This window comes from Methylobacterium sp. WL119 (assembly GCF_008039875.1).
GTDB lineage: Bacteria > Pseudomonadota > Alphaproteobacteria > Rhizobiales > Beijerinckiaceae > Methylobacterium.
In genome coordinates this window covers 1-12,256 of record NZ_VRUU01000125.1, presented here as the reverse complement: position 1 = coordinate 12,256, position 12,256 = coordinate 1, and the positions used below count along the sequence as shown (strand labels likewise).

Genomic DNA, 12,256 nt, shown 5'->3' with positions numbered 1-12,256 from the left:
GCCTCGACCTCGCGGGCGTGCTTGGCCGCATGCCGAACTCGCTCGATCAGCTTCGACCAGTCCTTTGATGAGGAGAGAGGCGTCGGCAGCGATCCGCCGCTGATGTCTTCAACGGGCGCAACAAGCCGAACCACTTTAGCCGGACTTGCCTTAAGGGCAGGATCTTCAACAGGAGCGTCTAAAGCTGACAAGCTCTGCCAAAGGTATTTTGTTGCCGTGTCCATGGCTCCACCCCTCTAAAAGCACTCGAGGCCTAATTTGAGCGAAGGCCTTCGGTTAACGACTTGGTTAGGCGCACTACCATTCAATCAACGTTTCAGCGATGGGCTTCTGGAAGCAAAATGAAAAGCGGAGAGGGTGTTTCTCAGACAGCACACTAGCCGCTTATACCCTACGCAAAGCAGCTTTAACAACTTGCGGTGTTTATAATGCAACATGAGTTCATTCAAAACCTGTTTCATCAATGGTGGCCATGGCGCGTTGTATTCTTTAAGCAATCGCGCTGCGAAGATCAGAGCTGTAAGCTTCTCGGCTGAGATGGGGTGTTTCACAACTTGAGCATATCTAACACGTGCAGCGAGCGCCGAGCCCAAGCGCCGGCGGCTTTCGCCGACAGGTCATCTTGCATCGTTACAACGGTCGATTTGTCGTCCATTTTCGTCTTTCCACGACACGGCTCAACCGGTCCTGCCTAGCTCTCGGATGTCAGACGCAGCTTTATTGCCTGCGCCATTCGTCAACTGTCGGCAGCCCTTCTGTCTTCTCCCGCCCTCAAATTCACAGGGTAAGGTACAGGAGTATTCGTGCCCTGCGGGGATCTGCACCCACCCCCTGATTGACGCGGTGCGGCACCGCGCTCGGGGGATCGGGCGAGTCGCAGCCAAGCACACCACTCCCGCGACACGATGCAGACTACGTTGGTATCGCTACGGAAGCGAGCGAGGCGGCGTTCCTCGACGGTGAGGAGGCAGTGCCTTCGAGCCTCACGGATCGCGTTCCGCACCATCGTTTCGGATACGCCCGCAATCGCGGCGATGTGTCCGACGGCTAGACGACAGTCCCCCCGCTTCGCCACCTCCACTGCGATCACGGCGAGCACCGCCTGCTCGGCTAGGGTAAACCGTGCCGCAATGCCCGGTGGAAGCCGCCCGGAAGCTGCCCAGCGCCGTCGGCGGGCCATCGAGGCATCCGTGCACGGGCGAGAGCCGCTGCGGCGCCTGGGGGTTCCTAGAGGCTTTGGGGCGTGAGTTCCGGTATCAGCCTGCCGCGCCTCGATCAGCCCAGACAGTGCCTCGGTCTCGGCTTCGGACAGGTGGCCTTCGCCGAACGCCTTCCACATTGCGGAAGCGACGGCCGGCAACGCGGCGCGCGGGGCCACCTCCGCCTGTCGGCGGATCTCATAGGCGTAGTTCATCGCTCACAGCCCTGCTCGGGCCGCGTCAAAGCAGGAGGCGCAGCGGTAGCTGTCCCCGGCAAAAGGCAAAACACCATCGTCTCGGGAAACGATCCCGATTGACTCCCGGCGGGAGCTATGATGTCTGGGGAGTTGTAAGCGGTCTCCGCAGACCCATCGATTTCGACGGCCTCACCCTTGCCGGGGTGGGGCCGTTGGCGTTTTGGGCTTAGGTCTTTCTCGCGGCCTTGGTCCCTTGTTCTAGCCGGCTCACGACTCGCCACAGGGCGCGCCATAGCCGGACATGGCATGTCGGCTGGGTGACACCGTTAAGTCAACGTTGCGGAGTGGATCGTCACTGGCGTCGTTGAGAGCTGATGCAGCTGACATCGAGCATGGTACGAGAGCCGGCGTCCTGCCGCAGAGCTGCGTCGCACCCGAACGCGATCGGATCATCTAATGCGCCGCTTAGCCCTTATCGCTTATTACCTCGCTGTTTCCGTTACTACCATGGTAATGGCCCAACCGGCGGCCAAGTCGACCGCTCCGGCCGCTACACTTGATCCCGCAACGCTGAAGGCGGCTCGTGATGTTGTTGCGCAGATGCAGGGGGATCGGACGGCGCTGCTGAACGCGATGGCGACGCCGATGGTCGGCATGATGCAGCAGATTGGGGTCAAGCAGCAGGATCAGGCTCAAGCCCTGGTCCAGGAGGTCGTGCTTCCGACCCTCACGGCTCACTACGATGAGCTTCTCGATATCCAGGCCCGCGGCTTCGCTGCGGCCCTTGGCAAGGACGACCTGCAGGTAATCGCGACGTTCTACGCCACCCCGACCGGCAAGCGCCTAGTCGCTGCCCAGCCCCAGCTAGCGCAAGCGCAGCTCGTAGGAACGCAGCAGTGGATGCAGGCAGTGATGCCCGAGATGCAGGGTAAGCTGACCAAGGCGATTCAGACCCACGGATGGGGATCGACCGGACCGGCGAAGCCGCACTGACGGCACAACGGCAAGGTCGATTTCGCTGCCATGATCCGATCCGAGTTCGTCCAGTTCCTCGCCGCGCTGAACCCGCAACTCTACGCGTAGGATTGCGAGGCCGTGGTTGATGCCATCCTAGGCCGGCTCTCAGACGCCATCGCGGCAGGCGATCGTGTCGAGCTGCGTGGGTTCGGCTCCTTCACCGTCGTGGAGGCACAGGCGCGGGTGGGGCGCAATCCGCGATCCGGCGCGCCCTTCTCTGTCGAGGCGAAGTCGAAGCTGGTCTTCAAGACCGGTAAAGAGATGCGAGACCGGCTCAACCCAGAGGCGGAGGTGCCGTGAGTGATGACCCCTTCCACGAAGCAGTCGAAGCCCTCCGTGCGATCGGTCGGACGGTGGAGCCGACCGGCGGCGACCTCGGGCTGTGGCTGGTCGACGGCCACGAGTGCACCGACGGCGAGCTGATCGCGTTGGTGCGGCTCTTCGGCTTGGTTGAGGGACCGGAGCGGATGCAGTGAGCAGCGTTCCTAGGTACCTGCGCAATCCGCGCCGTTGGTACGACGCCGATGGCATTGAGCAGCCGCCGGCCACCATCGCGAACAGCAAGGCTAACGGCGCGCGCGGGCTGCTGATCCACTGCGAGTGCGGACACGCTGGTGCGATGCCGTTCGACGGCCTGCCGGACGATCTGCCGGTACCCGATGTCGCGCTGCGGCTGATGTGCCCGGCCTGCAGACGAAAGGACCGGATCAGCACGCGGCCGAACTTAGCGGGTGCACACACCGGCGCCGGGCCGAAGCTGCGGTCGGTAGAGTAGCGCAGCCGGCGGCTGTCAGCCGCGTTGGGCCCTCCGGCCCGGGCCCCTATCCCCGCCGGCCCACATCCGGCGAGACCCATGGCATCACCTGCACCGATCCGACCTGCTTCTGCCTTGACCTTCCCATCGTTGGAACGCTTAGGCCTGATTTGTATAGGTTAAGTTCGCACGGGGGAGATAGGTATGCGGCACATCGTTTGGTTGGCAGGGGCGGCGTTCGCGACGGCAATGGCCGGAAACGCGATAGCCCAAAGCCATCACCCTATGCACATGCAGATGGATCGCGCTGGCAAGGGCAACGCCGCTGACACGCCTGCTACGCGAGAGTTCAAAGCGTCACATGAGCAGATGATGAAGAATATGGCTGTACCCTACACGGGTGACGCCGATGTGGATTTCCGCCTGCAGATGATCCCCCACCATCAAGGCGCAATCGATATGGCAAAGGTCGCGATGCGCCGCGCAAAGGATCCCTGGAGCCGTCAGCTCGCCGAGTCGATCATCGTGGAACAGCAGCGCGAGATTGTACAAATGCAGGGATGGCTTCAAAGCCATGGCGTGGCGACCGCCTCCAGCCGCGGCCCGACCCACATCATTGGCCCGAACTCGTTTCGAAGCCTGTCGCCGGAGGCTGGTACTCGTACCGAGGCTGCGGGAGCCACTTGGGTACCGGGGTCCGGCGTTCAATAGCAATCAGCGTCCACAATTCACCGGGATCGCCATACGCTTGCGTCATATTGTTTTTTGTTACATAAAGCCATGGGAACAGTTGGGCTTGCGCGCCCTTTACTCTATATCGCCAGCCGTTTCTGGGCGCTGGCGGCTGCGAGCGCTTTACGCTCCTGCCTATTCTCGCGGAGCGTGCGATGCCTCACTACCACTTCAATGTCGATGATGGCGCCCGCACCTCGGACCATGAGGGCATGTTCCTCGCAGATATTGGAGCGGCCCGTCGGCAGGCTGTAACGATCGCTGGGGCCTTGTTAGAAGCCGACGCTGATCGGCAGCGCGATGGCAGGCCGTGGCTGATGTCAGTCACGAACCAAGCGAGCGAGGAACTTTTCCGGCTCGACTTCAAACTCACTACCAACGCCCTTGGTGTATTTGTTCCATAAGTCAGAAAAACCCGCCGCGGCCGAAGCCGAGCGGGCTGATCTGACGAGTTCCCCGCGGATGAACCCCGCTAGAGGTAGGCCCGTCCCCGATCTGATCACGGGGCGACGGGTGCTTCGTGCATCTCACGAGCGAATCGGTCCTGAGCCCGGCTTGCCTGCACGGTGCCTCCGGTCTGTTACCAGCGAATCAACGATCCACCACCGGTCAGTCCCAAGACAAATCCGATCGCTTCTTATGCCGCGGGATCGTGTTCGTTTTGGCGTGGTTAACCCAGCAGATCTTCAGCGCGGAGTCATCGCCATGGCCCAGACCCGGCATCTGAATTTTTACTCTGACCCAGTCGAAGAGGGCGCGCAGGCTCGTATCCATGGCAGGCCGAAGGATGCTTGCCCCTATCCTCATAACAGCGAGGAGCGCGTATCCTGGCTGGAAGGCTATGACGGTACGCCACGCGATGATGCTCCCGATTGGCATCTGGGGTCAGCGATCCGGGCGCCGTAGAGAAACCCAAATAATCATGGTCTTAGAAGCTCAGTCCGCGCAGCATCCTGATGCAATTGCAGGCAGGGTACTCCTAATGTCTAATCTGAGATATCTATCGCCTGCTGAGCAAGAAGCATTCCATCGGGCAGTACGTTCCTGCTTCGCAGCTAGGGCGCTGGAAGCCGCTAACGAAAATCGAGAGATTGACCCAGCCTGGGTGTGAAAGACGCTCTTAGACTAGTATAATTGTGTTCGGACGATTGTGCTTCAGGGCTGTGCCTTTACCAATGGGGCATTAAGCCTGCGTACCCGCTTGATACGACCCACCCAAGCTGATCCCTTTCGACGACACCGGGCGCGTGGCGAACGAGGCTGCAGCGTAGGGTTTCCGCGAAAGGTCGTGGAGTGCATCCCCGACAAGGCCCGGCAAGCGTTGCAGCATCTGCCGCTCACAAGCCGCAGCGATGCGGATACCAAGCTCGTGGGTATGACTGCGGCTGTAGAGGTAGACCGCAACCCGCGCGCGGGTCGCCTCGCGGATGCCTTCCAAGAGGCTGGGCAGCATCTTGGCTTCGGACGCGATGATCCACCCCTGCACCTCTGAGGCGACGGGGCAGTCTGCAGCCGGATCATCGATGGTGATCGGGTACGCTCGGTTCACGACGGCACCTGCGGCTAGATGCGAGCACGGTGACGGCAGGCGGTTAACGAAAGATGTCGAACCCTACCGCTGCCCTAGAAATCAGTGCGAGGCACCAGCCGAGATTAATTCGTCGGTGATGTACTGACCGGTTTCAGTGTCTCGCACGGAAACCTTGCAGCTTTACAGCTCTAAGCGCCTGAGATCATCCAGCGTGAGGTAAGCGCCTGTCTCAGGATCGTAAAGCCCATTGCCGGCGTACCCGGGATAAGGCGAAGGAGTTTCGATTTTTTGGCGGCCATCGCCGGCTGCTCCGGATATGAACCGGACAGGTCGCGTCCAGTCCTTTCTGGAGCGATTTCAGAGTGCATGCTTGCTGACAACCAAACGGGCTAACGCTCCGCCTTTCGCTGAACGATCATGCCGTACCAGCCTAGGCCAAGGTAGGTCTCATAACCTGGCGTCCGGTGGAAAGCTGTAACGGTGCCCGTCTGGCTGTCTCGGACAATTCCGTTGGTTTGGCCCTTCAGATCCAGCGGTAGCACTTCGGTGAGGACACCTTGGCCGTCAGACGCTGCAAGGACACGGCGGTTGGTATCGACGAGCAGGACGCGGGTTCTTGCACGGTCCGCCGGAGCGACGCGCACCCCTTCCACGATTGCACGGGCCTGGGGCTCCCAGTCGAAGTGGATGCCGAGCACGCCAAGCACCGGCCCATGCGCTCGGCCGCCTTCACGCACGCCGGCCGCGTAGGTGGCGACCTGAGCCCCACCGAGGCGGTTCTCACGGCGTACGTTCGCGCTGACGTAGTCGTCACCACTGCGCAGCGCGATGGCGTTCTGAAACCAAGGCTCGCCGGCTACGCTCTGACCGCACACACCCGGGTATCGATCGGGTCTGCCATTAGCGATGACGACGCCGTTCCGGTCGCAAAGCCAGAGATCGAGGTAGACGGTATAGGCTGACAGGATGACGCCCAGGCGTTCGCAGGCGTAGGCGGCGGATGCCTCACCCGGGCTTGCCGCGCAATCGACGACGGCGGCATCGGTCGCCCACCAGCGCACGTCGCAGGTCCGCTCATAGAGGTTCCGGTCGATCAGTTCGACGGCGTTCAAAGCCAGGTCGGTTAGGCGCTCGGCCTCGGCCTTCTGCGCCATACCTTCGACGGCCTCCTGCAGCATGCCGATCCGCCCCGACAAGTGAGCCTCGAGTTCACGAGCCACACCATCGATCTCAGCCCCAATTGACCGAACTTCCTGCGCAACGACGGAAAAGCCCCGTCCTTGTTCACCAGCACGTGCAGCCTCGATGAGCGCGTTGAGCGCGAGGATCCTAACCTGCGCGGTGATCTGCTGGATCCGGCGCGTCTTGTCGCCGGCGATCTGATTGACCTCGGAAGTGAGGCTCGCAATCGCTGCCAATGTGGGATCGAGACTAGCCGAGACGCCACCTGTCGTCGGACCAGATCCTACAACTTTAGGATGCGTGTTCATCGGATTATCAACTTTCGCGGCTGCATTTAGAATGCAGGACTATGGTTAATAAGTTCTGACAATCGAAAACAGGTTTGGGCGCGTTATCGCGTTGGCGTTATTGGATCGTCGGCAGGAGGTGATAGCTGTGAATTGATAGAGGTTTGCTTAGCCTTCTAAGGTTGACCCCTTCCATTCCCGGAACCAGTGTCGGGCCCCATTTTTGAGAATCATATCGGGGGCGGTTCATGAAAATGGCCCCGCAAGCCAAAACCTGCAGGGCCATCAAATTGCGGCGTAGGTGTCTGGCCGGAGCTTCAGCAGTCGTTGCTGCCCGGCTTCACCACCTGACCCTCAGCGGGCTTCTTTTCACCATTCACAGGCTTGGTGCCGGCGCCAACGTTGTTCAGCGCGCCAACCGTTCCGGGAGACTCGGCCTTGGCGCCGGGGGTCGTCTTGGCAGTCGTGGTGCCGTCGGTCATCGAGCTCTTGTCGGCCGAGGACGACTTGCCTTCCATGTTGGTGGTGGTTCCCACTGCGCACGGGGCGGCGAAGGAGGCGCCGGCCGTCAGCATCAGAATGGCGGCTGCGCCTGAAAGGGTTGCAAGCTTGGTCATGTTTCCTCCGATCGTATTGCCGGAAGGAAGCCCATCTCAGCACGATGGTTCCGGACCTGCGCCACTAGCTGTGCAGTCCCGAGGTGAGATGGGTTGGATCGTATCTGAAGCGGTCTGGATTGTCTGCCCAGGCCCGGCAGATCGCTTCATACGGAGTGAGGCCGCGTAGGGTCTTGAGCCGCCGAGCGAAGTTGTAGGCATCCAGGAAGGCGGCGAGGTGTTCCCGCAGCTGATCGTGGGTGTCGTAATGGTAGCGCTTGACCGTCGCCTCCTTGAGGGTCCGGTTCATGCGCTCGACCTGGCCATTGGTCCACGGGTGGTTTGGCTTGGTGAGCCGATGCTCGATGTCGTGTGCCCGGCAGATCTGGTCGAAGTGGTTGACGCGGTACGGGGCGGTCGGGCCGCGACGGTTCTTGGGCAGCTCGGCGAACTGGATGCCGTTGTCGGTCAGGATGATGTGCAGGCGGTAAGGACAGGCCTCGATGAGTGCCTCCAGGAAAGCGCAGGCCACGGGTCGATCAGCGCGTTCGTGCAGCTGGGCAAAGGCGTATTTGGACGTCCTGTCGATGGCCACCCAGAGGTACAGCTTGCCTTCGCCGGTGCGGACCTCCGCGATGTCGATGTGGAAGAAGCCGATCGGGTAGCCCTTGAACGCTTGCTTGCCGGGCTTATCGCCGCCGACCTCGGGTAACCGGCTGATTCCATGGCGTTGCAGGCAGCGATGCAGCGACGAGCGGGTCAGGTGCGGGATGGTGGCCTGCAGCGCGTAGAGGCAGTCGTCGAGCGGCAAGAGGGTGTGCCGGCGGAAGGCGACGATCACCGCCTCTTCCTCGGTCGTGAGCACGGTAGAGTGCGGCGTCTTCGTCCCATCGCCGCGTCATGAACGAAGGCTCGCTTACGCCACTTCGCGACTGTCTTGGGGTTCAGTCCGTGCTGGGCGGCAAGATCTTTGAGCGGAGCTTTTGATCGCTGTAGCGCTGCTCTGACCGCGTGCGTGGTCGTGGCGCAGTCGTGAAGAACCTGTCCCATAACGCCTCCCGGAATGCAGCGACCTCAGCGAAACTGATGCCACCACACCTCGGGACTGCACAGCTAGGGTTCTTTCCGCCCTTGGAAGGGTCGAAGCAGCCAGGCCATCCCCTTCACCTCAGCTTGCTCGACCTCCTCTGCAGCCGCCATCCGGCCTGTGTCTTTGTCGATCTCGTGAACGATCTGCATCAGTAAGGCCGGTAGCGGGATGCTGTGCTTGTCGAGCAGGAGAGCGGCATCCAAAAGCGCTCGGATATGCTGGTCAAGAATTGGCCGACTCATGATTTGTGCGTCCAGCACCTGATCGGCGAGGAGGCCGGCGAGGCGGGAGACCTCAGATAGGCGCTCAGGCGAGGAGGTCATGTCTCACGATCCCAAAGCCGGGTAGCGGTCCTACCAATCATAGAGCATCATTCTCGGTACAGGCCTGCAATGCGATGCGACCGGCTTCAGTGATCTCCCACTCCCGCGACCCATCAGCGGCAGTGGCCCCAGTTAACACCGCGTACCCACGCTTTTCGAGCTGAACGAGCCTGTGCATCGAGGTGCTGTAGAACCGCGGCCCTTGGGTCAGAAGGGTCAGGGTGTAGTGCAGGCTCGGAATTAGCTTGTCCTTCCGGGCTGGTCCCCTCACGGTGCCCTCCGCTCCCGGAACCGGATGCCGGCGCCGACCCCGTTCTTCGGCTGACAGTTCCGGCCGCCTAGCGGAGAACGCGGAACGCTGTTGGTCCGTCTCCACTCCGCCAGCGCCTCAGCAACGCTCTTCACTCCAGACGTAGGAGCTTCGAGAGCGTCAATCCACCCGTCTAGATCCTGACGGTCAAATCGCTCCAGGCGCTTGTCGCCAAAATCAATTGGATCAACCAAACACCGAGTTCCGAAGGCTGACACTGACAAGCCGCAATAGGACGCCGCCTGTGCACGGGCCAGAAGCCGAGCGGCGGGGAGGGGCACACCACGCTCTCTCAATGCTCGCCTCGCGTCCCATCCTTCCGCTCCCGGAAGCGGATGCCAGCGCCCCCGCCGTTCTCGGTAATGAACTCTAGACCCTTACCTTCGAACGCGCGCTGGATAGCTGCGATCGTAGGGCCATGGGCCGATAGAGCGCCGGGCGCAGCTTCCAGACGTTTAATCGTCGGAAGCGATACCCCCGACGCCTCGGCAAGGCGTTCGCTAATGCAGCGCCCTCAGCCCTTCTTCTGGTAAGTGTCGATGGCGTTCCGGCATCCAGGCGAGAGCTTGGACATGTTCCTGTTGAAGCAGGCACGCGTCTCAGGGCCGTCCTCAGGCGGCAAACCGGTGCATAAGGTCGCGAAATCGCCAGCGCAGAGCAGCTGCATGGCGGCCTTATCCTCGGGGGACACCGGAGCGGCCATGGTCGTGCTCGCTGCGAACGCGGCAAGCACGATGCCGATCCCAAAACGTACCAACATCAGGTTCTCCCGAGACACCCGGTGATCCGGGTCTGAGGCGAGAACCACACCAGATGCCCCATGGTTGCGCTCGGGGAGCGCTTGCTCCCTTCAAGACCGCCGTCGGGCGCCGGTTCCTCTACGCCGATCCAACGACCTCGTGCGTATCAGGATGCAGCGGTTTGAGCCTGCGCGAGCCAAGCCCACGCGGCCGGCTCGTCCTCAAGGTCGAAGGTCTTAGTCTCCACCGGCATGATCATCCCCGAGAGGTTGATCATCGCCTTCGCCATGGTCGGTGCACCGACGACGACGTAGCGCTGGATATGCGCCACTGAGCGTGCCTTCACGCTCGCCGCATAGCCGTCGAAGGTCGCTCCCAGATCCTAGCCTTCGTAGTTCGACATGATGATGAGCATGTCGATCTTCCCGTGCGCCTGCATGGCTGCATCGGTCACGGAGGACATCCACTCGATGTCGGGCTTGGTGATCTTATCCTTGATCTCAAAGGCGAGAAGGTCGGGACGCGGTGCCTCACGCTGGATGACTGAGCCGTCCGGTGCTGCGTTCATGCGTTCCTCCCAGGTTCGACGCGGCCTGCAAACGGATGGAACGGCACGATGACCCATTTTGATCCAGAACGATGAGACCACGCCCCTGGCACGGGTTGTGGAACGTTCGGGGACGCGGGAAGTAGCCCTCAGCCATCATACGGCAAGGGAACCAGCCACCATGTTCATGAAGATCGACAAGCTGCTGACCGATCTGCCGGAGGCGAAGAAGCCCGAGCCGAACGCAGCGGCCGCCCTACAGGAACTGCTCGGCGGCAAGTACGGTGAGATGTCCACACTCGGGAACTACATGTTCCAGAGCTTCAACTTCCGCAACAAGACCAAGCTACGGCCATTCTACAGCCTCGTATCGAGCATTTTTGCCGAAGAACTCGGGCACGTTGAGCTGGTCTCGACCGGCATCTCAATGCTGAACAATGGTCCGGGCAATCCGACGAAAGACGTGGACATATCCAAGGCACCCTTCGCTGATATGAAGGACGTGCGGCTGGCCGGCAGCTTCCTGTCGAACGGCGGTGGCGCGATGCCGATGAACGCGAACGCTGCTTCGTGGAACATGAATATGGTCACCACGACCGGAAACTTGATCATCGACCTACTGCACAACTTCCACTTGGAATGCGGTGCCCGCATCCACAAGCTGCGCGTCTATGAGACGATGACCGAGCCGACGGGCCGCGAGGTCTGCGGCTACCTGCTAGTGCGTGGGTCGCTGCACGCCCACGCCTACGCCCTGGCGATCAAGAAGCTGACTGGCGTCGAGCTTGAGAAGATGCTCCCAACCCCGAATATCGACCTCTCTCGCATCCCTGAGTGTCAGAAGTACCTCGACGAGGGCAAACACCGCCGGCTCTACACCTTCAGCCCGGACGACTACGCCGAGGCCGCGGGGGTCTGGTCGAACGACGAGGTCGCGCTGCCGGGCGACCCGCCGGGCAACCTCGAAGTCGTTGACGGAGCGCCTGAGGGCGGCAAGATCCCGGAACTCGACGGCAACTACGGCGCCTTCGCGCCGGATTACGCCCCTGAGGAAATCTTCGAGATCGCGAGCAAGCTCTACCAGAAGGGCCGCTGAGCCTACGAACCGCCCAGCGTGGTGTAGATCACGCTGGGCAACACACGTTCACTCTTGCTGGCCCTTCGTCTGTGCGGCCTCCTGCAAAAAGGGCATGAATGGCTTGTACTTAATCAGCAGATAGATCCGCGATCATAAATCGCTGCACTTTCATCAACGTAGCGCGCATATCTAAGCTCAAGAAACATCAAAGATGCGGGTCGTCCGCTGCCTCAAGCCGTCTCGATGCAATGGCGTCCTGAAAAGTTTTATAGTCCTCAGCGTTTCGATTGCCGTAGGCAGCAGACCAATCAGCTACGGCTTCCCGTAGGTCAACACGGCCATCATGCCCGCAGTAGCCTGTAATTGCTGCGGCATCCCCTGTCCGCGCATGAGCCTTGGCCAACAGAGCCCCATAGGCGTGGCAAAAGTAGAGGAGAGATCGACCTGTCATGCGAGAGACCGGGATCTCGCCCTTCATGTTCTTCATCTGCCGCACGTAGAACGGGCGGTCGGCGATCGTGGTCCAGCCGAGCAGCGGGTCGCCGACGCCCTGGAGCAGGCGCTGGCCGTAAATCACCCGCTCGCCCTCGTGGCTGGCATAGGGCTCCGGCATGCCGGGCAGGTAGGGGGCATGGGCCGGGCGCACCGCCTCCTTCACCTGCAGGAAGAGCAC

The 12,256-nt window shown here is 61.4% G+C and carries 16 protein-coding genes and 3 pseudogenes; 8 read left to right on the top strand and 11 right to left on the bottom strand.

All coding sequences use genetic code 11. From position 1 onward, the window contains the following. Both FV227_RS29545 and FV227_RS30130 read right to left on the bottom strand, forming a co-directional pair. Positions 1-224 (bottom strand): annotated as a pseudogene (locus FV227_RS29545) (hypothetical protein); the annotation flags it as partial. 512 nt (positions 225-736) lie between these two features. After that, complete coding sequence (locus FV227_RS30130) at positions 737-1,414, bottom strand: helix-turn-helix domain-containing protein (protein ID WP_147860195.1); 678 nt, start codon at positions 1,412-1,414, stop codon at positions 737-739. A 438-nt stretch (positions 1,415-1,852) separates the two neighbouring features. Here FV227_RS30130 and FV227_RS25440 point away from each other — a divergent pair, with 438 nt between their 5' ends. The 7 genes and pseudogenes from FV227_RS25440 to FV227_RS30510 all read left to right on the top strand — a co-directional run bounded on the left by FV227_RS25440 (position 1,853) and on the right by FV227_RS30510 (position 4,805). Then, a complete protein-coding gene (locus tag FV227_RS25440; protein ID WP_246686667.1) occupies positions 1,853-2,389 on the top strand; it encodes a DUF2059 domain-containing protein in 537 nt (178 codons plus the stop codon). Positions 2,390-2,419: 30 nt separating this feature from the next. Continuing rightward, a pseudogene (locus tag FV227_RS25435) lies at positions 2,420-2,713 on the top strand (HU family DNA-binding protein). Continuing rightward, a complete protein-coding gene (locus FV227_RS25430; RefSeq protein WP_147725979.1) occupies positions 2,710-2,889 on the top strand; it encodes a hypothetical protein in 180 nt (59 codons plus the stop codon). The pseudogene FV227_RS25435 and the gene FV227_RS25430 overlap by 4 nt, the downstream one beginning before the upstream one ends. Next, positions 2,886-3,188, top strand: a complete 303-nt coding sequence (locus FV227_RS25425; protein WP_147725978.1) for a hypothetical protein — start codon at positions 2,886-2,888, stop codon at positions 3,186-3,188. The genes FV227_RS25430 and FV227_RS25425 overlap by 4 nt, the downstream gene beginning before the upstream one ends. 183 nt (positions 3,189-3,371) lie before the next feature. Further along, positions 3,372-3,878, top strand: a complete 507-nt coding sequence (locus FV227_RS25420; RefSeq protein WP_147725977.1) for a DUF305 domain-containing protein — start codon at positions 3,372-3,374, stop codon at positions 3,876-3,878. A gap of 176 nt (positions 3,879-4,054) precedes the next feature. Then, on the top strand, positions 4,055-4,303 hold the full coding sequence (locus FV227_RS25415; RefSeq protein ID WP_147725976.1) for a hypothetical protein: 249 nt from the start codon (positions 4,055-4,057) through the stop codon (positions 4,301-4,303). Positions 4,304-4,361: 58 nt separating this feature from the next. Next, entirely contained in the window at positions 4,362-4,805 is a 444-nt protein-coding gene (locus FV227_RS30510; protein ID WP_348643790.1) for an Rmf/CrpP family protein, read from the top strand. A gap of 277 nt (positions 4,806-5,082) precedes the next feature. On the opposite strand, the gene FV227_RS25405 is transcribed toward FV227_RS30510, so the two are convergent. From FV227_RS25405 to FV227_RS25360, 8 genes and pseudogenes are all read right to left on the bottom strand, one after another. Next, positions 5,083-5,448, bottom strand: coding sequence for a hypothetical protein (locus tag FV227_RS25405; protein ID WP_147725974.1), 366 nt, complete (start codon positions 5,446-5,448; stop codon positions 5,083-5,085). A gap of 371 nt (positions 5,449-5,819) precedes the next feature. Next, on the bottom strand, positions 5,820-6,848 hold the full coding sequence (locus FV227_RS30390; RefSeq protein WP_348642521.1) for a methyl-accepting chemotaxis protein: 1,029 nt from the start codon (positions 6,846-6,848) through the stop codon (positions 5,820-5,822). Between the two features lie 368 nt (positions 6,849-7,216). Further along, positions 7,217-7,516: a hypothetical protein gene (locus FV227_RS25395; RefSeq protein ID WP_147725972.1), complete on the bottom strand. Its 300-nt coding sequence runs from the start codon at positions 7,514-7,516 to the stop codon at positions 7,217-7,219. 64 nt (positions 7,517-7,580) lie between these two features. Then, positions 7,581-8,545 (bottom strand): annotated as a pseudogene (locus FV227_RS25390) (IS481 family transposase). Positions 8,546-8,608: 63 nt separating this feature from the next. Beyond that, positions 8,609-8,908 carry a hypothetical protein gene (locus tag FV227_RS25385; RefSeq protein WP_147860194.1) on the bottom strand — a complete coding sequence of 100 codons (300 nt, stop codon included), beginning with the start codon at positions 8,906-8,908 and terminating at the stop codon, positions 8,609-8,611. A gap of 824 nt (positions 8,909-9,732) precedes the next feature. After that, on the bottom strand, positions 9,733-9,978 hold the full coding sequence (locus FV227_RS25370) for a hypothetical protein (protein WP_147725990.1): 246 nt from the start codon (positions 9,976-9,978) through the stop codon (positions 9,733-9,735). A gap of 146 nt (positions 9,979-10,124) precedes the next feature. Beyond that, positions 10,125-10,304, bottom strand: coding sequence for an STAS/SEC14 domain-containing protein (locus FV227_RS25365; protein ID WP_187274952.1), 180 nt, complete (start codon positions 10,302-10,304; stop codon positions 10,125-10,127). A 36-nt stretch (positions 10,305-10,340) separates the two neighbouring features. Then, the gene (locus tag FV227_RS25360) at positions 10,341-10,526 is read right to left on the bottom strand and encodes an STAS/SEC14 domain-containing protein (RefSeq protein ID WP_147860192.1); all 186 of its coding nucleotides are present in this window, start codon (positions 10,524-10,526) and stop codon (positions 10,341-10,343) included. A gap of 160 nt (positions 10,527-10,686) precedes the next feature. Here FV227_RS25360 and FV227_RS25355 point away from each other — a divergent pair, with 160 nt between their 5' ends. Next, positions 10,687-11,601, top strand: a complete 915-nt coding sequence (locus FV227_RS25355; protein ID WP_147725969.1) for a manganese catalase family protein — start codon at positions 10,687-10,689, stop codon at positions 11,599-11,601. A gap of 187 nt (positions 11,602-11,788) precedes the next feature. On the opposite strand, the gene FV227_RS25350 is transcribed toward FV227_RS25355, so the two are convergent. Next, positions 11,789-12,256, bottom strand: a 468-nt coding sequence (locus FV227_RS25350) for a DUF2252 family protein (protein WP_147860191.1), incomplete at its 5' end; no start/stop codon positions are given.

What these genes read in the sequence shown, in the direction of transcription:
- FV227_RS30130 (WP_147860195.1), bottom strand. Translation starts at nt 1,414, where the DNA reads ATGAACTACGCCTATGAGATCCGCCGACAGGCGGAGGTGGCCCCGCGC.
- FV227_RS25440 (WP_246686667.1), top strand. Translation starts at nt 1,853, where the DNA reads ATGCGCCGCTTAGCCCTTATCGCTTATTACCTCGCTGTTTCCGTTACT.
- FV227_RS25420 (WP_147725977.1), top strand. Translation starts at nt 3,372, where the DNA reads ATGCGGCACATCGTTTGGTTGGCAGGGGCGGCGTTCGCGACGGCAATG.
- FV227_RS25415 (WP_147725976.1), top strand. Translation starts at nt 4,055, where the DNA reads ATGCCTCACTACCACTTCAATGTCGATGATGGCGCCCGCACCTCGGAC.
- FV227_RS30510 (WP_348643790.1), top strand. Translation starts at nt 4,362, where the DNA reads ATGAACCCCGCTAGAGGTAGGCCCGTCCCCGATCTGATCACGGGGCGA.
- FV227_RS25395 (WP_147725972.1), bottom strand. Translation starts at nt 7,516, where the DNA reads ATGACCAAGCTTGCAACCCTTTCAGGCGCAGCCGCCATTCTGATGCTG.
- FV227_RS25385 (WP_147860194.1), bottom strand. Translation starts at nt 8,908, where the DNA reads ATGACCTCCTCGCCTGAGCGCCTATCTGAGGTCTCCCGCCTCGCCGGC.
- FV227_RS25370 (WP_147725990.1), bottom strand. Translation starts at nt 9,978, where the DNA reads ATGTTGGTACGTTTTGGGATCGGCATCGTGCTTGCCGCGTTCGCAGCG.
- FV227_RS25360 (WP_147860192.1), bottom strand. Translation starts at nt 10,526, where the DNA reads ATGAACGCAGCACCGGACGGCTCAGTCATCCAGCGTGAGGCACCGCGT.
- FV227_RS25355 (WP_147725969.1), top strand. Translation starts at nt 10,687, where the DNA reads ATGTTCATGAAGATCGACAAGCTGCTGACCGATCTGCCGGAGGCGAAG.